The sequence below is a fragment of the Neptunicoccus cionae genome (genome assembly GCF_014643735.1).
Classification (GTDB): Bacteria; Pseudomonadota; Alphaproteobacteria; order Rhodobacterales; family Rhodobacteraceae; genus Amylibacter; species Amylibacter cionae.
Window position 1 is genome coordinate 509,810 of record NZ_BMKA01000001.1, and the last position, 19,583, is coordinate 529,392.

Below are 19,583 nucleotides of genomic sequence, written 5' to 3' on the forward strand. Positions count from 1 at the left end.
TGACCTAGATTAATATGCAGAACCAAACATGGTGACTATTTATGAAAACTGCAAACCGTGCCGTGGCGTTAATCTATGCGATCCCGATTGTGTTCGGATTGCAATTTGCCGCAACTTTAACGATAGCGCAAACCGAAACTTTGGACGGTTTGTTTGAAGAGCTAAAGACCGCCGAACCGGAAGACGCGGAAGGCATCGAAAAGCAGATATTTCAGGAGTGGTCAAAATCAGGGTCCGCCGCGATGGATTTGCTGCTGGAGAGGGGGCGCGCAGAGCTGCGGGAGGGCAACTTTGATGCGGCCATCATGCACTTCTCCGCACTGATCGATCACGCGCCTGACTTTGCCGAGGGTTGGAACGCGCGGGCGACTGCATGGTTTGCCAAGGACCGTTATGGCCTGTCGATTGTGGATATCCGCCAGACATTGTTGCTGGAGCCACGCCACTTTCGCGCCCTGACCGGACTTGCCCTGATACTGGAACGATTGGAACGCCCCGAAGATGCGCTGCAGGTCTATCAGCAGGTCGAAGAAATCCACCCCCACCGCCCTGAAGTGGAATTGGCGATTGATCGTCTGAATGCCGAACTTGAAGGGGTGTCCCTTTAATCCTTGCTGCTTGGTCCTTACTGCCCGCTGTATTTGGGGTGGCGGCGGGATTTGAGTATTTGGGGAACATTGAAGCTGTCTTGCTCTGTGGTTGAGGCTGGGGCGTGTTTCGGTGTAGAGGTGCCTCTCGAGAATCTGGAAGCCGTATATTATGTCTAATTTGCCTGCGCGCGTCTGTGCGGTTCTGGGGCCCACCAACACCGGAAAAACCCATTACGCCATAGAGCGTATGCTGGCCCATCGCAGCGGTGTGATCGGTCTGCCACTGCGTCTGCTGGCGCGGGAGGTTTACGACAAGATCGTCGCGTTGCGGGGGCCGTCTGTGGTGGCGCTGGTGACAGGCGAGGAGCGGATCGTACCGCCCCGTGCGGCCTATTGGGTCTGTACGGTTGAGGCGATGCCCCAAGGGATCGGTGCGGATTTCGTCGCGATTGACGAAGTGCAGCTGTGCGCTGATCCTGAACGCGGGCATGTGTTTACAGACCGTTTGCTGCACATGAGGGGCAGCCGCGAGACGTTGTTCCTTGGGGCGGAAACCATGCGAAGCGTGATTGCGCAACTGGTGCCCAAAGCGGAATTCATGCGCCGCGAACGGTTTTCCGAGTTGAGCTACACAGGTCCGAAAAAGACAAGCCGGATGCCCGGACGGTCCGCGATCGTCGGATTTTCGGTTGAAAATGTCTATGCCATCGCCGAACTGCTGCGCCGCCAAAAGGGTGGGGCCGCTGTCGTGATGGGGGCGCTTTCGCCGCGAACGCGCAATGCGCAGGTGGAGATGTACCAAAACGGCGACGTGGAATATCTGGTGGCAACTGATGCGATCGGCATGGGGCTTAATCTGGATGTGAACCACGTTGCCTTTTCCAGCGTCACTAAATTTGACGGACGCAAGATGCGGCATTTGATGCCAAACGAGTTGAGCCAGATTGCCGGACGGGCAGGGCGCCACACCAATAACGGCACGTTTGGCGTCACGGGCGAGGCGCCGCCGCTGGACCCAGAGGTGGTCGAGGCGATTGAGAACCACCGGTTCACCCCGATTAAAAAGTTGCAATGGCGTAATAACCGGCTGGAATTTGGCACGCTTGATGCGCTGCTGAATTCCTTGTCTGCCCCGTCGGGCGAAATGCAACTGGCGCGCACGCGGGATGCGGATGACCACCGCACTTTGCAGGCTCTTAGTCAGGTGCCTGAAATCGCTGCGCGGGCGCGGACCCCTGCGGCGGTGCGGCTGTTGTGGGATGTCTGCCAGATACCCGATTTCCGGCAGGTTTCGTTTAATGAGCATAATGCCATCGTCCAGCAGATATTCGAGTTCCTGCATCAGGACGGACAGATCGCTCAAGGGTGGTTGCAGGATCGGGTTTCGCGGATTGATAAACCCGCCGGAGACATTGATGCCCTGTCCAAAAGACTGGCATATATCCGCACATGGACCTATGTAGCCCAACGAAAGGGCTGGGTTCAGGATGAAAACTATTGGCGCGGCGAAACCCGTGCAGTAGAAGATCGCCTATCAGATGCGCTGCATGGCGCGCTAACACAGAGATTTGTCGACCGGCGCACCAGCGTTTTGATGCGGCGGTTGAAGCAGAAGGAGAGCCTTGTGGCTGAAGTGAACGACAAGGGTGAAGTGACCGTTGAGGGGCAATTTGCCGGTAAATTGACAGGGTTCCGGTTCCAACTGGACCCCAAAGCAACCGGTGAAGAGGCAAAGACTTTGCGCTCGGCGGCATTGCAGGCATTGCAGCCACAATTCAAGTTGATGTCCGATCGGTTCTATAACGCGCCGGACACGGAGTTCGACTTCACCGAGCAAGGTGGCCTGATGTGGGGCGAATATGCGGTGGGCAAACTTGTGGCCGGTGCGGATGCGCTGTCTCCGATTGTTGAACCTTTTGTCGATGAAGAGGCTGGTGCGGAGGTTGCAGAAAAGTTGCGCCGCCGGTTGAGCCACTTTATCAACCGCAAGATCGAAGCGGTGTTCGAGCCTCTGATCGCGCTGAAAAATGATGAAACCGTCGCAGGGCTTGCCCGTGGTGTGGCGTTCCGTCTGGTCGAATCCCTTGGGGTTATCCCCCGTTCGGTGATCGCCGACGATGTGAAGTCGCTTGATCAGGATGCACGGGGTACGCTGCGCAAACATGGTATTCGCTTTGGCCAGTTCACCATCTTCCAGCACCTGATGCTGAAACCCGCCCCGACACGGCTGCGGTTGGTGTTGTGGTCCTTGCAGGAAGGCCTGTCCGAATTCCCTGAAGCACCGCCTCCGGGGTTGGTGACTATTCCTGCGGTGCCCGAAGCGCCCAAGGGGTATTACCCCCGTGCAGGCTATCGTCTGGCCGGAGAGCGTGCGATTCGCATCGATATGCTGGAACGTCTGGCAGATATGCTGCGCGGTGTGGACACCCGTGGCGGGTTTGAGGCGACTGCGGATATGTTGTCGATCACAGGCATGACGCTGGAACAATTCGCTGATCTGATGGGTGGTTTGGGCTACGCCGGAGAACGGGGCGAGCGGGCCAAGGTGAAGGCTGCCGAAGCTGCGCCTGCCGCGACGTCCGAAGCTGAAGCCCCTGCACAGGAAACACAGGACGCAGAAACAGCTGAAGTCGCCGAGGCAACCGCAACAGAGGTTGCACCAGACGCCGCGCCTGAAGTTGCGCCTGTGGATCAGTCCGAGAGCGGTGAAGCCGACGCGGCAGATGCTGATGCGCCCGAAATGGAAGTGTTCTACACCTTCCGTTGGGTCCCCAAGAAGCGCCCCGCCGAACAGGGCCGTCCGCGCAATGCGGGTGCCAAAGGCAAAGGGCAGGGCAAGGGCCAACCCAGAGGCAACGGCAAAAAGCCCGAGCATAAAGGCAAGCCCCGTGGTGCCAAACCGGCCCCTAACAAGAACAAGCCGATTGATCCCGACAATCCTTTTGCAGCGCTTATGGCGTTGAAAAACAAGTCCTGAGCGGATCGGCTTGAACGCGTCCCGTCCGACCATAAGGATCGACAAATGGCTGTGGTTCGCGCGGTTTTTCAAATCGCGCAGCCTTAGCGCCAAACTGGTTGCGGGCGGCCATATGCGGGTGAACTCTGAAAGAGTCTCCAAGGGCAGTTTCGGCGTTGGCGCTGGTGATGTGTTGACGTTTCCTCAAGGGGATCATGTTCGTGTGATCGAAGTGGTTGCTTTGGGGGACAGGCGCGGTCCAGCCCCCGAGGCACAGGCGCTTTATTCCGACCTGTCGCCGCCCCAGAAACAGGACAAACCCTACCACCCGCCGAATCCCGAAGCAGACCGCAGTGGGCGACCCAACCGGCAAGAGCGCGCCGCGATGGAGCGGTTTAAGGACAAGGATGCTGTCTAAGGCGGGGGAACCGGTCCAAACGACCCGCGAAACCGTGATTTGGCAGGACAAAATTCGCTCTGGTCGCGACTGTAAAACGGGCCTATAACGCGAGTAACACCTAGAGTTTGAGAGTATACTAATGACTTATGTGGTTATCGAGAACTGCATCGCCTGCAAACACACCGATTGCGTGGAAGTCTGCCCCGTGGATTGTTTCTACGAGGGTGAAAACATGCTGGTCATTCATCCCGATGAATGTATCGACTGCGGTGTCTGTGAGCCGGAATGCCCAGTAGACGCGATCCGCCCGGACACTGAGCCGGACATGGAAAAATGGGTCGAATTTAACCGTGAATACTCGGAAAAATGGCCAGTGTTGATCACCAAGATCGACGCGCTGCCCAAAGCCGAGGAACGGGACGGGGAAGAGGGCAAGATGGAGAAATACTTCTCGCCCAACCCTGGTAAGGGCGAATAATCCACCTGAATAGCTGCATTTTTACCGGCCTCTAGGAAAGGGGCCGGTTTTGTGGTATGGTGATCACCGGAAATAGGCCCGATTTACGGCGGAGGCTGCTCGCTCCCGTTACATTTGCCGCTTTGGAACCCTGATACTTTGGCGAAGTTATTCGGCCAGGGTAGCAGTTTTCTTTGTGTTAGATACCGGCTCCCGCGGATCGGGGGCTGCGTAAGGGCCGTTAGAAAAGGACCATGGACTATATGGCTAAGAAAAAGAACTTGGACTTCAATCCGGACGATTTTGTCGTCTATCCCTCCCACGGTGTGGGCAAGATTGTAAATATCGAAGAACAGGAAATCGCCGGCACCCATATGGAGCTGTTCGTGATAGCCTTTGAAAAAGACAAGATGACGCTGCGGGTGCCGACCGCCAAGGCGACTGCTGTTGGTATGCGTGGCCTGTCCAGTCCTGAAGTGGTTGCCAAGGCAATGACCACACTTAAAGGTCGTGCCCGTGTAAAACGTGCCATGTGGTCCCGCCGTGCGCAGGAATACGAGCAGAAGATCAACTCTGGTGATCTGATTTCAATCGCAGAAGTGGTGCGCGACCTGCACCGCAGCGACGACCAGCGCGAACAGTCCTATTCCGAACGTCAGCTTTACGAAGCTGCCTTGGAGCGGTTGACCCGCGAAGTGGCCGCTGTTGACGGTGACGACGAGATGAAGGCGCAGACCCGCATTGATGAGGTTCTGTCCAGCCGCGCAGCCGCCGCTGCGTAACAGTTGATCCTGTCGGATCGAAAGGCCGTTGGTGGTGACACCGGCGGCCTTTTTTGTTGAAGAGTGTGATCCTGTCATAGAAAGCCCGCCAAAGTGCTGGCAGGTTTTTGCGCCGGACCGAATCACCCCTAGCTTTTTGCGCCGATCGTGACTAGACTTGGCAGATGTCCCAGTCAGCCCGAACAAGAGGCGGCGGGATGTGGCAGAGCAAAGGCAAGGACAGGCGTTTACGATGACGGAAATGGTGTTTGGCACTGTGGCTTCAAAGCCCGGTGAACCCGTGTTGCCAAAGTGGTGGCGGACGGTGGATAAATGGGCGCTCTCGGCGATCATGATGCTGTTTCTGATCGGTATCCTGCTAGGGCTTGCGGCCTCTGTGCCATTGGCGGAACGCAACGGGCTGACGCAATTTTACTACGTCTACAAACAACTGTTTTTCGGCTCTATCGCATTGATCACAATGATCCTTGTTTCGATGTTGTCGCCCAAACATGTGCGCCGCCTTGGGGTGTTCGGCTTTATCTGTTGCCTGCTCGCGATCTGCGCATTGCCCTTTATCGGCACGGATTTCGGCAAAGGCGCGACCCGCTGGATTTCGCTTGGATTTGCTTCTGTGCAGCCGTCAGAGTTCCTTAAACCCGGGTTTGTGGTGTTCTCTGCATGGCTAATGGCGGCCAGCTTTGAGGTGGGCGGACCGCCGGGCAAACGCATGTCTTTTGCAGTGACTGTCCTGATCGCTTTCCTTCTCGCATTGCAGCCGGATTTCGGGCAGGCCTGTCTGATCCTTGCAAGCTGGACGCTGATGTATTTTGTGGCCGGTGCGCCGATGTTACTGCTGGCCGGACTGGCAGGGGGCGTCGTCGGGGCAGGGTTCATCGCCTATAATTCGTCCGAACACTTTGCACGACGGATTGATGGTTATCTCAACCCTGAAATCGACCCGCGCACCCAGATCGGCTATGCCACCAACGCCATCCAAGAGGGCGGCTTCTTCGGAGTCGGCGTGGGCGAGGGCCGTGTGAAATGGTCCCTGCCGGATGCGCACACCGATTTCATCATTGCTGTGGCAGCAGAGGAATACGGTCTGATCCTCGTTTTGGCCATCATCTTCCTGTTTATGATCGTCACCGTGCGCTCTTTCCTGCGCCTGATCCATGAACGCGATCCCTTCATCCGTTTCGCCGGAACCGGCCTTGCCGCCTTGTTCGGGATGCAAGCCCTGATCAACATGGGCGTTGCGGTTCGGCTGTTGCCCGCCAAAGGAATGACGCTGCCATTTGTGTCTTACGGCGGTTCCTCGCTGGTGGCGGCAGGAATTGGGCTCGGCTTCCTTTTGGCCTTTACACGCACCCGCCCCCAAGGGGATATCAGCGACGTTTTCGGGAATGAAAACCGTGGCGGATAAGGGGTATCATGGCAGATAAATTACTAGTCATTGCAGCAGGCGGCACAGGCGGGCACATGTTCCCCGCACAGGCCCTTGCCGAAGAAATGTTGTCTCGCGGCTGGCGTGTCCGGCTCAGCACCGATCCACGGGGCGCACGCTACACCGGCGGCTTTCCAGAAGCGGTTGAGGTTGAGGTTGTCAATTCCGGCACATTCGCGCGGGGCGGATTGTCCGCCAAGCTAGGCGTGCCGTTCCGCATTGCAGGGGGCGCATTGTCCGCTTGGCGCCGGATGCGGCAGGACCCTCCGGCGGTTGTGGCAGGCTTTGGCGGTTATCCTGCTTTGCCCGCGATGATCGCTGCGATCATGACCAAGACACCGCGTCTTATTCACGAACAGAACGGCGTTCTCGGGCGCGTGAACCAAGCCTTTGCCAAACGGGTAAACACCGTAGCGTGCGGCACGTGGCCGACAGAACTGCCCGATGGTGTAGAGGGCGTGTTCACTGGCAATCCGGTACGCGCCGCTGTGCTTGAACGGGCAGGTGCAGGTTATATCGCGCCGGGTGACTGGCCGATGTCGGTGCTGGCTATTGGCGGCAGTCAGGGCAGCCGCATCCTGTCCCAAACCGTTCCGGCGGCTATTGCGTTGCTTCCGGAGGAGCTGAAGCGCCGCCTGCGTGTGTCGCAACAGGCCCGCGCCGAGGATCACGACGAAACCGTTGCAGCCTACGCGGAGTCCGGTGTCGACGCAGATGTTTCGCCTTTCTTTGACGATATTCCCGCGCGTATGTCCGAATGCCAGCTTGTGATCAGCCGCTCTGGTGCGTCGAGTGTTGCGGATATTTCCATTATCGGACGGCCCTCTATTCTGATTCCGCTGGCGATTGCCATTCGTGACGAACAAACCGCCAATGCCAAAGGGCTGGCCAGTGCGGGGGCGTCTATTGTAATCCCTGAATCCCAGCTTACAGCCGAGGTTCTGGCGCAGAATATTGCAACCGTTTTGAATGACGGGGAGGGCGCCCTGCATATGGCAAACGCCGCTTTGATGCAGGGCAAGCCGGACGCCGCCAAAGAACTTGGCGATCTGGTGGCCCAACTGGCAGGAGAATAAGATGAATTCAGCAACGAAACTGCCGACCCAGCTTGGCCCGATCCATTTTGTCGGCATAGGCGGGATTGGCATGTCAGGGATCGCCGAAGTTCTGATCAATCACGGCTACACGGTTCAGGGGTCTGACCTGCGGCCTTCCAAGATCACCGATCGTCTGGCCGATATGGGCGCGCGGATTTCCTTTCCGCAGATGGCCGAGAACCTAGAGGACGCTGAGGTCGTCGTGATCTCCAGCGCCATTAAGCCGGGCAACCCCGAACTCGACAGCGCGCGCGCCCGCGGGTTGCCGATCGTACGGCGCGCAGAAATGCTGGCCGAGTTGATGCGCCTGAAATCGAATGTGGCGATTGCAGGCACCCACGGTAAGACAACTACCACGACAATGGTTGCAACCCTGCTGGATGCGGGGGGGATTGACCCCACTGTCATTAACGGCGGGATCATCCATGCCTACGGCTCCAACGCGCGGATGGGTGACGGGGAATGGATGGTTGTCGAGGCGGACGAAAGTGACGGCACCTTCAACCGTTTGCCAGCCACGATCGCGGTTGTGACCAACATCGATCCTGAACATATGGAACATTACGGCAGCTTTGAGAACCTGCGGGAGGCGTTTCACACGTTTGTTTCGAACATTCCCTTCTATGGCGTTGCGATCTGCAACACCGACCATCACGAAGTGCAGGCGCTTGTCGGGCGGGTCGGGGACCGCAGGGTTGTCACCTACGGGTTCAACAAACAGGCCGATGTGCGGGCGGATAACCTGCGCTATGAAAACGGTCAGGCCTATTTTGATGTTTACCTTCAGACCGAAGACAAGTTCATTCAGAACGTCGTGCTGCCAATGCCCGGAGATCACAATGTATCCAACGCTCTGGCGGCGATTGCGGTGTCCCGTCATCTGGGGCTGAAACGGGCGGAAATCCGTGAGGCGCTCAGAAGCTTCAAAGGCGTGAACCGCCGTTTCACCCGCGTCGGAGAGATTAACGGCGTAACCGTGATCGACGATTACGCCCACCATCCCGTGGAAATCACAGCCGTTCTGTCCGCTGCGAAGCAGGCCACCAAAGGGCGCGTCGTGGCGGTACACCAACCCCACCGTTATTCCCGCCTGCATGATCTGTTCGAAGACTTCTGCTCTTGTTTTAACGATGCGGATGTTGTCGGCATTTCAGACGTTTACGCTGCCGGAGAAGATCCGATTGAAGGCGCGGATCGGGACGGTTTGGTGGCAGGCCTGACAGCCCACGGTCATCGCAAGGCCGTTGCTGTGCCAGATGAAGCCGCGTTACAGGCCTTTGTGGCGGAAAACTGCGAAGAGGGTGATTTGCTGGTCTGCCTTGGCGCAGGCACGATCAGCGCTTGGGCCAATAACCTGCCGAAAGCGCTTGGGTAATGTTCGGGATCGGGCTGCATTCGGCTATTTTGTTTGCGGCCTGCTGGATCGGCATCGGTACAGTCGTCGCGCTGTTGCCAGCCCGGTATATCCCGCCCGGCGCCTTCCTGTTGATGCTGCTGCTGGTGCCTTTGCTGCCCTATCTGTGGATCGCAGGAAACCCGTTTCTCGCGGTGTTGTTTCTGGCGGCGGTCGGATCTTTGCTGCGCTGGCCGCTTGTCTATCTCGGGCGCTACATCCGTTCCAAATTCACTGGCGAGGCGTTTGAGGGGCCGAAGTTTGATTTCTATTAGAGGGCAGGCATGTTTGAGATCGGGTTGAATTCGGCCATTGTCTATGCGGCCTGCTGGATCGGCATGGGGACTGTTGTTGCCTTTTGTCGTCGGCCCTATCATCCTCCGGCTGCGTTTTTGCTGCTGTTGTTGCTGATCCCTTTGATCCCGTACCTCTGGATCGCGGGAAACCCTTTCATCGCCGTGATGTTTGTGGCAGGTGTCGGTTCGATCATGCGCTGGCCGCTTTATTATATCGGACGGTTTACATGGGCGCGGATCACTGGAAAGCCGTTCACTTGGCTGGAAGAGCACAACCTTGAAGATGGCGAAAGAAACCCGAATGAGCCTGAGTATTGAGACCCTGCCGCCGGTGCGCGGTACGCTGACGCCAAACCGTCCGATGGACACGCTCAGCTGGTTGCGGGTGGGTGGCCCTGCGGAGATGTTGTTTCAACCTGCCGATTTGCAGGATTTGCAGGATTTCCTAACGGCCCTTGATCCGGCGGTACCGGTCTTTCCCATCGGGGTTTGTTCCAACCTGATCATTCGTGATGGTGGTCTGGACGGGGTCGTTGTTCGCTTCGGGCGCGGCTTCAACGGGATAGAGGTTCTGGATAACAGCCGCATCCGTGCCGGTGTCGGCGCACTGGACGCACACGTCGCGCGCAAAGCGGCACAGGCGGGGATCGATCTGGCGTTCCTGCGCACCATTCCGGGCGCAATCGGCGGCGCGGCCAAGATGAACGCGGGCTGTTATGGCACCTACATGGCGGATGTCTTTATAGAGGCTGAGGCCATCACCCGTTCGGGGCAGCGCATCACACTGAAACCTGCAGATATGGGGTTTGCCTATCGCTCCACCGCTTTGCCGGACGGAATGATCCTGACGTCAGTTACCTTGCAGGGCAATGCGGGGGAAGCTGAGGCGATTGAACAAAAAATGACCGAGGCGCTTGCTAAACGGGAAGCCACACAACCCACGAAGGAACGCTCCTGCGGGTCCACCTTCCGCAATCCGGCGGGTTATTCATCAACGGGGCAGGCGGATGACACCCACGAGTTGAAAGCCTGGAAGGTGATTGATGATGCAGGCATGCGCGGTGCTAGCATCGGTGGCGCACAGATGAGCGAGATGCATTCCAACTTCCTGATCAACAAAGGTGGCGCTTCTGCCGCAGATTTGGAAAATTTAGGGGAATTGGTGCGAAAAAGGGTTTCCGAAAACAGTGGAATAACCCTAGTATGGGAAATCATGCGCGTCGGCAAACCGGCGGCACAATAATTGATAGCCCGTGAGAGCCTTTAAAGGCCGGGGCAAAAGACGAGGCGGTCATGTCGAGCAGGGCATTTCACCGCGTAACAGTTCTAAAAGGCGGCCCTTCGGCTGAGCGTGAGGTGTCACTCTCCTCCGGTCACGAGGTCGCAAAGGCGTTGCGCACAGAAGGTTATGAAGTCACCGAACTGGACGCGGGTCCGGATTTGATGGCGGAATTGCGCGAAACGAATCCTGATGTGGTTTTTAACGCGCTCCACGGTCGCTGGGGTGAAGACGGCTGCGTTCAGGGTATCCTTGAATGGATGCGCATTCCTTACACCCACTCCGGTGTGTTCGCCTCTGCTCTGGCGATGGACAAGGAGAAATCCAAAGAGGTTTTCGCCGCAGCCGGATTGCCGGTGGCTGAACATCGCCTTGTTGCGCGCGCTGAAGTCGCCAAAGGCCACCCGATTGAACCACCCTATGTGGTGAAGCCCTTCAACGAGGGGTCTTCTGTCGGGGTGTATCTGGTGAACGAGGCCGCCAACGGACCTGCGCAGATCAGCGATGACATGCCCGACTTGCTGATGGTTGAAAAGTTTATTCCCGGCCGCGAACTGACCACCACGGTGATGGGGGATAAGGCGCTGACGGTGACTGATATTCTGACTGATGGCTGGTATGACTATGATGCCAAATACAAGCCCGGCGGCTCCCGTCACGAAGTGCCTGCAAATGTCCCTGCCGAGATTTTTGATGCCTGTCTGGATTATGCCCAGCGGGCCCATGATGCTTTGGGGTGTCGCGGGCTAAGCCGGACCGATTTCCGCTGGGATGAAACGAAAGGTCTTAACGGGTTGATCCTGCTAGAAACCAACACACAGCCCGGTATGACGCCAACATCCCTTGCGCCGGAGCAGGCGGACAATTGTGGCATATCGTTTGGTAAACTCGTGGCTTGGCTGGTGGAGGACGCATCATGTCAGCGATAGATATGCCGCGCCAGCGGTTGGTCTACCGTGATCCCGATACGCAACCATCCTACACGGAACGGATGGAGCGTTCCGCGCATCAGTCGACTGCGCGCCCTGATCCAAGTCCGAGCCGCATCAAATACCGGCTGGAACGGATTTGGCTGACGCCGCTCTATCGTTCGCTCATACGCACCGGCCTGCCGATTGCTATTGTGGTCGGGCTGGTGGCAAACCATTTTTCCGACCCGGTGGTGCAAGCGCGTCTTGCAGAAAGCGTGACCAACGCCCGCACTATGATCGAAAACCGGCCCGAATTTGCCGTCAACCTGATGCAGGTTCAAGGCGGCAGTACCAGTGTTTCCAAGCAGGTTCGCGAAGCCATTCCGATGGTGTTTCCGGTCAGCTCCCTGCAGCTGGACCTTGCCGCGCTAAAGGAAAAGATCGAAGCGATTGATGCTGTGAAAAGCGCTGGAGTGTTCCTGCGTGGCGGTGTGCTGGATGTGGAAATCGTCGAGCGTGTGCCTGCACTGGTGTGGCGCGGTGCCGATCATCTGGAGCTTGTCGATAAGGTCGGCGCACGTGCTGGCGTCCTTGAGGCGCGGGAGGGCTACCTCGAACTACCGCTGATCCTTGGGACAGGGGCGCAGGCCCATGCCAGCGAAGCGTTGCGTCTGCTGGCGGCTGCCGGTCCGCTGTCGGATCGCATTCGCGGATTGCGCCGCGTCGGGGAGCGCCGCTGGGATGTGATGCTGGATCGCGGTCAGATCATCCAGCTGCCTGTGGCGCATCCCGTCGCCGCACTGGAACGGGTTGTGGCCCTGCAGCGCGCGCGTGATCTGCTCGGGCGGGATGTAACAGTTGTAGACATGAGAGACGGGCGCCGCCCGGTTCTAAGATTAACCGCAGCGGCAGTCGAAGAACTGCACCGGCTGCGGGCCATAGCCGATGGGGAAAGCGAAACCTGATGACACAATTATACGAAACACAACGTGCTATGAGACAACGCCGTCGCGCGGCCCTGCAGCGGGGTGTTGTGGCTATTCTGGATGTCGGGACCTCAAAGATCGCCTGTATGATCCTTCAATTTGATCCGTCCGTGCAAATGAACGCGCAAGAGGGCATGACGGCAATGGCGAACCACGGCGCGTTTCGGGTGATCGGCGTGGCTACCACGCGGTCCCGTGGGGTGCGTTTTGGCGAAGTTAGCACGATGGAAGAAACCGAACGGGCGATCCGCACCGCTGTGCAAGCGGCGCAGAAAATGGCGAACACCCGTGTCGATCACGTCATTGCCTGCATGTCCGGCGCGGAGCCGAGATCTTATGGGGTGACGGGGGCTGTGCAGTTGGAAAACGGTTCGGTCATGGATTACGATATCGGCCGTGTGCTGGCGGAATGCGATGTGCCCGATTACGGCATGGGCCGCGAAGCGATCCACGCCATGCCGGTGAACTTTGCGCTTGATCACCGCTCTGGCCTGAACGATCCGCGCGGCCAGATCGGCAACCGGCTGTCTGTGGACATGCACCTGCTGACCATTGACACCGGCGCGATTGAGAACCTGCTGAAATGTATCAAGCGCTGTGATCTGGAACTGGCCGGTTTTGCGTCGTCTTCTTATGTGGCCGGTGTCTCGGCGCTGGTTGAGGACGAACAGGAACTTGGCGGCGCTTGCATCGACTTTGGCGGCGGCGCGACCAGCGTTTCTATCTTTCTGAAAAAGCATATGATTTTTGCGGATTCCGTGCGTATGGGCGGCGATCTTGTGACCTCTGACATCGGTCAGGGATTGCAGGTGGCGACCCCCACCGCAGAGCGGATCAAAACCTTCCACGGCGGCGTTGTGGCCACGGGAATGGACGACCGCGACATGATCGAGATCGGTGGAGATACCGGCGATTTTGACCACGACCGCCGCCGGATCAGCCGCTCTGAATTGATCGGGGTGATGCGTCCCCGCGTGGAGGAAATCCTCGAAGAGGTCCGCGCCCGGCTGGATGCTGCCGGTTTTGACCATCTCCCGAGCCAGCGTATTGTATTAACAGGCGGGGGAAGCCAGATTCCGGGTCTCGAAGGCCTTGCGAGCCGGATTCTCGGCCAGCAGGTGCGTCTTGGGAAACCGCTGCGGATACAAGGACTTCCACAGGCGGCAACGGGTCCTGCCTTTGCTGCAAGCGTTGGTTTGGCACTGCATGCAGCCCATCCTCAGGACGAATGTTGGGACTTTAATCTACCGATGGCGGGGCAGGGCAGACAGCCCCTAAAACGCGCTATGCGGTGGTTCAAAGAGAACTGGTAGACTAGGTATGGTTGGTTCGGCAAAATCTTGCAGAATCCCCCATATCCGTTACAATATACGCGGTAATTCCGACGATTTTTCGTGACCTGAGCGAATCAGTCGTTTAGCATACCGAATCAGGGCGTAAGCGACCGTTGAGCAGACGGCGAAACAAAAAAACTACAGGCGGATAGAACATGACATTGAATTTGCGTATGCCAGAGATGGTAGACTTAAAACCACGGATCACAGTATTCGGTATTGGTGGGGCCGGTGGCAACGCGGTCAACAACATGATCGACAAGGCGCTGGACGGCGTTGATTTTGTCGTCGCTAACACGGACGCACAGGCGCTGCAGTCCACCAAGGCAACGTGTAAAATTCAGTTGGGTGAAAAGATCACCGAAGGTTTGGGTGCGGGCGCACGTCCAAGCGTGGGTGCTGCTGCTGCTGAAGAAAGCATCGAGCAAATCGTTGATCATCTTGTGGGCAGCCACATGTGTTTCATCACCGCCGGTATGGGCGGTGGCACCGGTACGGGTGGCGCACCAATCGTAGCGCAGGCTGCGCGGGAACTGGGCATTCTGACTGTTGGCGTTGTGACCAAACCGTTCCAGTTTGAAGGCACACGCCGGATGCGTCAGGCTGAAGAAGGCGTTGAATGCCTGCAAAAGGTTGTGGATACGCTGATCATCATCCCGAACCAGAACCTGTTCCGCATTGCAAACGAACAAACAACATTCACCGAAGCCTTCAGCCTTGCAGATGATGTTCTGTACCAAGGCGTCAAAGGCGTGACAGACCTGATGGTCCGTCCGGGTATCATCAACCTCGACTTTGCCGACATCCGCTCCGTTATGGACGAGATGGGCAAAGCGATGATGGGCACCGGCGAAGCCACAGGCGAAGATCGCGCGATTCAGGCTGCCGAGAAAGCTATAGCGAACCCTCTGCTGGACGAGATTTCCTTGCAGGGTGCGCGCGGCGTTCTGATCAATATCACTGGCGGCAACGACCTAACATTGTTCGAACTCGACGAAGCGGCCAACCGCATCCGCGAGGAAGTGGACCCTGAGGCGAACATCATCGTTGGCTCCACTATGGATCCAAGCATGGAAGACGTGATGCGCGTTTCTGTTGTTGCAACAGGGATCGACGCAGCAGTCGGGGCAGGGGACATTCCTGTACCACGCCGGTCCCTGAAAGAGCCTTTGGCCCAAAGCGCCGCTGAAATCAACGTGGCTGTGCCAGCCTCTGCCCCTGTTGCAGAAGCCCCTGCCGAGCAGCAACCAGTCGCAGCACAAGAAGCCGCACCCGCACCAATGGCAGCATCAGAGCCGGTTCAATCCCAGCCGGAAACCGTTGTCGCGCAAGCTTCAGCACCCGAGCCGAGCCTGTTTGAGCAACTGCCACAGGAGACAGCGCAACACGAAGTGATCGAAGAGCCAGCCACCGAAGACGGTTTGCCTGCACCGGCCTACCAGCCCCAACAGACACAAGTTGAATCGGTCGAAGCTCCTGACAACTTTTTTGATCAACGCTCCGGTTTTGTGGCGCCACAAGCCGTTCAGCCCGGTCAGGTCAGCCCTGAAACCATGCAGCGTCTGGAAGCTGCCGTAGCCAAAGCGCCTCGTGCACAGGAAGCGGCCGCTGAGACGCCAAAATTCTTCAGCGGTGAAGCGCAAGAAGAAAAACCGAAGGGTTTTCGTCTGAACAGCCTGATCTCTCGGATGACAGGTCACAGCGATGTGCAGGCAACCGCGCACCGTGAACAGCCGCAAGTCAGCTCTGCCGCACCACAATATGCGGAAGAAGAAGAGCACGCTGATCCGGAGCAGGAACGCATTGAAATTCCAGCGTTTTTGCGTCGCCAAGCAAACTAGGGCGACCCTTAGTTAACAAGTTTTGGGAAAGGCACGTCACCGACGTGCCTTTCTTTGTTTCAGCACTGTCACATAGCGTCACAAAGCGTGAATTGAGCTTTTGCGGTAGGTTCCCTAGATAAACAGGTAAGCAAAGCCACAGGTGCATGATGCAAAGAACACTGAAAACCCCGATCGAGATTGTTGGAAAAGGACTGCATTCCGGCAAACGCGCCGCGTTGCGCGTCTCTCCGGCTGTGGCGGATTTCGGGATCTGGATCCAGCGTGTGGATGTTACCGACCGCGATAATATGATCCCCGCCCGCTATGATCATGTGAACGATACCCGTCTGTGTACCCGTCTGGCGAATGACGCAGGTGTTGAGGTGTCCACAGTGGAGCATCTGATGGCTGCATTGGCTGGTACAGGTATCCACAACGCGATGATTGAAATTGACGGACCTGAAATCCCGATCATGGACGGCAGCTCGGCCCCGTTTGTGGCAGCGATTCTCAAGGCAGGACTGAAGGAACTGGATGCGCCTTTGCAAGCGATCCGTATCTTGAAAGAAGTCAGCATCAGCGTAGACGGTTTTTCTGCCAGCCTGTCCCCGTCCGAAAAGATCGAGATCGAGTTTGCCATAGACTTTGACGAAGCAGCTATTGGTAAACAGTCAAAAACATTGCAAATGTCCAATGGTGCGTTCGTGCGAGAGCTGTCCAATTGCCGGACATTCTGCCTGCGCCGTGATGTGGACATGATGCAATCCGCAGGTCTTGCGCTGGGTGGTGGTCTGGAAAATGCTATCGTTGTGGATGGCGACACAGTGTTGAATCCCGAAGGGTTCCGCCGTGATGATGAATGCGTGCGCCACAAGATGCTGGATGCATTGGGCGATCTGGCACTGGCTGGACATCCGATCATCGGGCGATATCACGGTGAAAAGGCGGGCCACCGCGCAACGAACTTGCTGCTGCGCGAACTGTTTTCACAGCCTGACGCATGGGAAATGGTCGAATGTACCCCGAACCAGTGGCACGACCTGCCAGGCGCACACATCAAGCCGACCGACTTTGTGCTGGCTTGAACCTGTTACAAACAAACCACAAATCTTCGTGCAAAACTGGACGAAAGCGTTTTTACTCGGTTGGTTTTGTGCTAGTTAACCCGTAAAATGCAGCCTATCGTCGGGCGAGCGGGATGGGGTTATGCGGGTATGATGCACATGGGCAAGAAGGCAGTTTACGGAATACTGACAGCTTCGGTTGTTCTGGTTGCCGGCTGTGGACAGCGCGAACAGGAAGTTTCGCTTGAAAACCAGCCACCGGAAACAATTTACCAGCAAGCCGAGGCCAAACTCGCCACCCGCAAGGGAGCCGAGGATGCGGCGAAATTGTTCACCGAAGTTGAACGCCTCTATCCTTATTCCGACTGGGCAAAACGCTCTATTATTATGTCGGCTTTTGCTTACCATCAGGCGAAGCTTTATGAAGAAAGCCGCGGCGCAGCCCAACGCTATCTGGATTTCTATCCGCAAGACGAAGATGCCGCTTATGCGCAATATCTTATCGCGCTTAGCTTTTATGACCAGATTGACGATGTAAGCCGCGATCAGGGGATCACCTTTCAAGCACTGCAAGCCTTGCGCAACACGGTCGAAAACTATCCCGACAGTGAATACGCCTCATCCGCGCTGTTGAAATTCGATCTCGCGCTGGATCACCTTGCTGGTAAAGAAATGGATATCGGCCGGTTTTACATGAAAAAAGGCCACTTCGGTGCGGCGATCAACCGGTTCCGTGTTGTGGTTGAGGATTTCCAAACCACCACCCACACCCCCGAAGCCCTGCACCGTCTGGTGGAGGCGTATGTTTCGCTCGGGCTTGACAGTGATGCGCAAACGGCTGGTGCTATTCTGGGCTATAACTTTCAAGGGACCAACTGGTACAAGGACACCCATGTTCTGCTGACCGGACGGGGGATTTCCACCGAAGAGGCCAGCGCCGACAGTCAGGGCTGGCTAAAGCAAATCTGGCGTCAGGTGGCACGGGGCGAATGGCTCTGATCGATGGTTTGGCGTTGTGAACCTGCCATCCGTGCAGATGCCGGATGCTGCCACTTGATCCATAGTCTGAACAGGACATAATTCGCCATGCTGCGCGGCCTTTCTATTCGTAATATGCTGTTGATTGACCGACTGGATCTTGACTTCCAGTCAGGTCTGAACGTGCTGACGGGTGAAACCGGCGCGGGGAAATCCATTTTACTGGACAGTTTGGGCTTTGTGCTTGGCTGGCGCGGGCGGGCCGATTTGGTGCGCAGCGGGGCAGAGCAGGGTGAAGTCACAGCCGTTTTTGAAATCCCCGACGCTCACCCCGTTCACCGCGTGCTGGCCGATCAGGAACTCTCGCTTGATGAGGGAGAGCTGATATTGCGCCGCACGAACACGCCAAGCGGACGTAAGACGGCTTTTGTGAATGACCGGCGGGTCTCTGGTGAGGCTTTGCGCAAACTCTCCGAATTGCTGGTGGAATTGCACGGGCAACATGATGATCGCGGTCTGTTAAACCCCAAGGGGCATCGCCTGCTGCTTGACGCCTTCGCAGGTGTTGATCTGGCGCCGGTGCAGGGGGCTTGGAAGACGCTAAGATCGGCGCGCGACACGCTCAACAAGGCGCGGGATGCGTTGGTGCAGGCCCAAGCTGACGAAGAATATCTGCGCCACGCGGTTGAAGAGTTGGACAAGCTTGACCCGCAAGCAGGCGAAGAAGAAACGCTCGACACCCGTCGCCGCCTGATGCAAGGGGCCGAGCGTATCCGCGAAGACATCGCTAAGGCGTCAAATGCACTTGGAGGTGATGCGGCTGAAGGGGCGATGACAGACGCGCTGCGCTGGCTGGAAGGCGCTTCGGATCACGCGGGGCCGCAGCTGGAACCCGCCATCGGTGCTGTCACGCGCGCCCTTTCGGAATTGGCAGATGCGCAGCGCGGGGTCGAAGACTGTCTCAATGCGTTGGATTTCAATCCGCTGGAGCTTGAAGCGACCGAGGAGCGTTTGTTTGCGATCCGTGGTTTGGCGCGCAAGCATAACGTGGTGCCAGATGCTTTGGCAGAATTCGCCGCTGACCTGCGTGGGCGATTGGCGGCGATCGACGGTGGCGCTGACCAGATAGATGCGCTGGAGCAGGCTGTGCGGGCTGCACAGGAACGCTATGACACACTTGCTTCAAAGCTGGGAGAGGCACGCCGCAAGGCTGCACTGAAGCTCGACAAGGCGATGCTGGCCGAGCTGGCACCTTTGAAAATGGAGCGGGCGGTTTTCACCACGCAGATTACCCAAGGAGAGGCTGGATCGGACGGGCGCGATGACGTTGCCTTCACGGTTGCAACCAACCCCGGCGCACCGTCTGGCCCGATTGACAAGATCGCCTCGGGTGGGGAACTGTCGCGGTTTTTGCTGGCCTTGAAGGTGTGTCTAACCAAACGAAGTGAGGGCGTGACGTTGATCTTTGACGAGATCGACAGAGGCGTCGGCGGTGCCACTGCTGACGCTGTCGGGCGGCGTTTGGCGGCATTGGCCCAAAGCGCGCAAATTCTGGTGGTCACACATTCGCCGCAAGTGGCGGCGCAAGGGGCGCATCAATGGCAGGTGTCCAAATCCGTCAAGGCGGGCGAGACTCTTAGTACGGTGGCCAAGTTGGACGTGGACGAACGCACCCGCGAGATCGCGCGGATGCTGGCAGGGGATGTCATCACGCCCGAAGCCGAAGCTGCTGCCAAAACGCTGCTGACCCGTCGGTCCTAGGTTTTACCAATCGAAACGATTTGCTTAAGTCGGGCACAGGTGTGCCTGTG

Annotated in this window: 18 protein-coding genes; all 18 read left to right on the forward strand. The window is 57.5% G+C overall.

Features of this window, described 5'->3' with window-relative positions; all coding sequences use genetic code 11:
- Positions 1-41: 41 nt before the first annotated feature.
- The 18 genes from IEX10_RS02260 to recN all read left to right on the forward strand — a co-directional run bounded on the left by IEX10_RS02260 (position 42) and on the right by recN (position 19,533).
- The gene (locus IEX10_RS02260; protein ID WP_188670492.1) at positions 42-608 is read left to right on the forward strand and encodes a tetratricopeptide repeat protein; all 567 of its coding nucleotides are present in this window, start codon (positions 42-44) and stop codon (positions 606-608) included.
- Between the two features lie 151 nt (positions 609-759).
- A complete protein-coding gene (locus tag IEX10_RS02265) occupies positions 760-3,567 on the forward strand; it encodes a helicase-related protein (protein ID WP_188670494.1) in 2,808 nt (935 codons plus the stop codon).
- A gap of 10 nt (positions 3,568-3,577) precedes the next feature.
- Positions 3,578-3,964 (forward strand): RNA-binding S4 domain-containing protein, encoded by a 387-nt coding sequence (locus IEX10_RS02270; RefSeq protein WP_188670496.1) that lies wholly within the window; start codon positions 3,578-3,580, stop codon positions 3,962-3,964.
- Positions 3,965-4,085: 121 nt separating this feature from the next.
- Positions 4,086-4,424, forward strand: coding sequence for a ferredoxin FdxA (fdxA, locus tag IEX10_RS02275; RefSeq protein WP_188670497.1), 339 nt, complete (start codon positions 4,086-4,088; stop codon positions 4,422-4,424).
- A 242-nt stretch (positions 4,425-4,666) separates the two neighbouring features.
- Positions 4,667-5,185, forward strand: a complete 519-nt coding sequence (locus IEX10_RS02280) for a CarD family transcriptional regulator (RefSeq protein ID WP_188670500.1) — start codon at positions 4,667-4,669, stop codon at positions 5,183-5,185.
- Positions 5,186-5,417: 232 nt separating this feature from the next.
- A complete protein-coding gene (ftsW, locus tag IEX10_RS02285; protein WP_188671588.1) occupies positions 5,418-6,590 on the forward strand; it encodes a putative lipid II flippase FtsW in 1,173 nt (390 codons plus the stop codon).
- Between the two features lie 8 nt (positions 6,591-6,598).
- Positions 6,599-7,687, forward strand: a complete 1,089-nt coding sequence (locus IEX10_RS02290; protein WP_188670502.1) for a UDP-N-acetylglucosamine--N-acetylmuramyl-(pentapeptide) pyrophosphoryl-undecaprenol N-acetylglucosamine transferase — start codon at positions 6,599-6,601, stop codon at positions 7,685-7,687.
- Position 7,688: 1 nt separating this feature from the next.
- On the forward strand, positions 7,689-9,083 hold the full coding sequence (murC, locus tag IEX10_RS02295; RefSeq protein ID WP_188670504.1) for a UDP-N-acetylmuramate--L-alanine ligase: 1,395 nt from the start codon (positions 7,689-7,691) through the stop codon (positions 9,081-9,083).
- Positions 9,083-9,376, forward strand: coding sequence for a DUF2484 family protein (locus tag IEX10_RS02300; protein ID WP_188670506.1), 294 nt, complete (start codon positions 9,083-9,085; stop codon positions 9,374-9,376). The genes murC and IEX10_RS02300 overlap by 1 nt, the downstream gene beginning before the upstream one ends.
- Positions 9,377-9,385: 9 nt before the next feature.
- Complete coding sequence (locus IEX10_RS02305; protein ID WP_188670508.1) at positions 9,386-9,715, forward strand: DUF2484 family protein; 330 nt, start codon at positions 9,386-9,388, stop codon at positions 9,713-9,715.
- Positions 9,699-10,640 carry a UDP-N-acetylmuramate dehydrogenase gene (gene murB / locus IEX10_RS02310; protein ID WP_188670510.1) on the forward strand — a complete coding sequence of 314 codons (942 nt, stop codon included), beginning with the start codon at positions 9,699-9,701 and terminating at the stop codon, positions 10,638-10,640. Before IEX10_RS02305 ends, murB begins: the two co-directional genes overlap by 17 nt.
- Before the next feature lie 50 nt (positions 10,641-10,690).
- Complete coding sequence (locus tag IEX10_RS02315; protein WP_188670512.1) at positions 10,691-11,605, forward strand: D-alanine--D-alanine ligase; 915 nt, start codon at positions 10,691-10,693, stop codon at positions 11,603-11,605.
- Positions 11,593-12,552: a cell division protein FtsQ/DivIB gene (locus IEX10_RS02320; RefSeq protein ID WP_229678403.1), complete on the forward strand. Its 960-nt coding sequence runs from the start codon at positions 11,593-11,595 to the stop codon at positions 12,550-12,552. The genes IEX10_RS02315 and IEX10_RS02320 overlap by 13 nt, the downstream gene beginning before the upstream one ends.
- Positions 12,552-13,886 (forward strand): cell division protein FtsA, encoded by a 1,335-nt coding sequence (gene ftsA / locus IEX10_RS02325; protein ID WP_188670514.1) that lies wholly within the window; start codon positions 12,552-12,554, stop codon positions 13,884-13,886. The genes IEX10_RS02320 and ftsA overlap by 1 nt, the downstream gene beginning before the upstream one ends.
- Positions 13,887-14,062: 176 nt before the next feature.
- Positions 14,063-15,748: a cell division protein FtsZ gene (gene ftsZ, locus IEX10_RS02330; RefSeq protein ID WP_188670516.1), complete on the forward strand. Its 1,686-nt coding sequence runs from the start codon at positions 14,063-14,065 to the stop codon at positions 15,746-15,748.
- 149 nt (positions 15,749-15,897) lie between these two features.
- Complete coding sequence (gene lpxC / locus IEX10_RS02335) at positions 15,898-16,815, forward strand: UDP-3-O-acyl-N-acetylglucosamine deacetylase (protein WP_188671592.1); 918 nt, start codon at positions 15,898-15,900, stop codon at positions 16,813-16,815.
- A gap of 129 nt (positions 16,816-16,944) precedes the next feature.
- Positions 16,945-17,793: an outer membrane protein assembly factor BamD gene (locus IEX10_RS02340; RefSeq protein ID WP_373287401.1), complete on the forward strand. Its 849-nt coding sequence runs from the start codon at positions 16,945-16,947 to the stop codon at positions 17,791-17,793.
- An 87-nt stretch (positions 17,794-17,880) separates the two neighbouring features.
- On the forward strand, positions 17,881-19,533 hold the full coding sequence (gene recN / locus IEX10_RS02345; RefSeq protein WP_188670520.1) for a DNA repair protein RecN: 1,653 nt from the start codon (positions 17,881-17,883) through the stop codon (positions 19,531-19,533).
- Positions 19,534-19,583 lie beyond the last annotated feature (50 nt).

Bases quoted from the DNA above. Each gene is read 5' to 3' on its own strand.
- IEX10_RS02260 (WP_188670492.1), top strand. From the start codon at position 42: ATGAAAACTGCAAACCGTGCCGTGGCGTTAATCTATGCGATCCCGATT.
- IEX10_RS02265 (WP_188670494.1), top strand. From the start codon at position 760: ATGTCTAATTTGCCTGCGCGCGTCTGTGCGGTTCTGGGGCCCACCAAC.
- fdxA (WP_188670497.1), top strand. From the start codon at position 4,086: ATGACTTATGTGGTTATCGAGAACTGCATCGCCTGCAAACACACCGAT.
- IEX10_RS02280 (WP_188670500.1), top strand. From the start codon at position 4,667: ATGGCTAAGAAAAAGAACTTGGACTTCAATCCGGACGATTTTGTCGTC.
- ftsW (WP_188671588.1), top strand. From the start codon at position 5,418: ATGACGGAAATGGTGTTTGGCACTGTGGCTTCAAAGCCCGGTGAACCC.
- IEX10_RS02290 (WP_188670502.1), top strand. From the start codon at position 6,599: ATGGCAGATAAATTACTAGTCATTGCAGCAGGCGGCACAGGCGGGCAC.
- murC (WP_188670504.1), top strand. From the start codon at position 7,689: ATGAATTCAGCAACGAAACTGCCGACCCAGCTTGGCCCGATCCATTTT.
- IEX10_RS02300 (WP_188670506.1), top strand. From the start codon at position 9,083: ATGTTCGGGATCGGGCTGCATTCGGCTATTTTGTTTGCGGCCTGCTGG.
- IEX10_RS02305 (WP_188670508.1), top strand. From the start codon at position 9,386: ATGTTTGAGATCGGGTTGAATTCGGCCATTGTCTATGCGGCCTGCTGG.
- murB (WP_188670510.1), top strand. From the start codon at position 9,699: ATGAGCCTGAGTATTGAGACCCTGCCGCCGGTGCGCGGTACGCTGACG.
- IEX10_RS02315 (WP_188670512.1), top strand. From the start codon at position 10,691: ATGTCGAGCAGGGCATTTCACCGCGTAACAGTTCTAAAAGGCGGCCCT.
- IEX10_RS02320 (WP_229678403.1), top strand. From the start codon at position 11,593: ATGTCAGCGATAGATATGCCGCGCCAGCGGTTGGTCTACCGTGATCCC.
- ftsA (WP_188670514.1), top strand. From the start codon at position 12,552: ATGACACAATTATACGAAACACAACGTGCTATGAGACAACGCCGTCGC.
- ftsZ (WP_188670516.1), top strand. From the start codon at position 14,063: ATGACATTGAATTTGCGTATGCCAGAGATGGTAGACTTAAAACCACGG.
- lpxC (WP_188671592.1), top strand. From the start codon at position 15,898: ATGCAAAGAACACTGAAAACCCCGATCGAGATTGTTGGAAAAGGACTG.
- IEX10_RS02340 (WP_373287401.1), top strand. From the start codon at position 16,945: ATGATGCACATGGGCAAGAAGGCAGTTTACGGAATACTGACAGCTTCG.
- recN (WP_188670520.1), top strand. From the start codon at position 17,881: ATGCTGCGCGGCCTTTCTATTCGTAATATGCTGTTGATTGACCGACTG.